Here is a 335-nt window from a genome sequence, read left to right as displayed (position 1 = left end):
GACATGGGAGACAATCGCAATATCCGCCTGACTTACGACCGAGGATTGTTGGAAATTATGACTCCCTTGTTAGAGCACGAACAGCCTAACCGTCTCTTAGCAAAAGTTGCAAGTGCCGTGGCGGAGGAACTGAATGTGGAAATTTTGAGCGCGGGTTCTACCACGTTAAATCGAGCGGATTTAGAAAAAGGTTCCGAACCGGACTCTAGTTTTTATATTCAAAATGAACGCTTAATCCGAGGCAAACGCACGATTGATTTAAAAACCGATCCGCCCCCTGATTTGGTAATCGAAATTGATGTTACCAGCAGTTCTATCGACCGAGAGGGGATTTA

At 45.4% G+C, this 335-nt stretch carries 1 protein-coding gene; it reads left to right on the top strand.

Annotated elements, in window-relative coordinates:
- The coding region (locus tag LKK83_RS00305; protein ID WP_324628752.1) for a Uma2 family endonuclease at positions 1-335 on the top strand (335 nt) is incomplete at both ends.

It is taken from the genome of Phormidium sp. CCY1219 (assembly GCF_035615515.1).
Lineage (GTDB): Bacteria > Cyanobacteriota > Cyanobacteriia > Cyanobacteriales > Laspinemataceae > CCY1219.
This window is presented reverse-complemented; position numbering and strand designations above follow the sequence as displayed.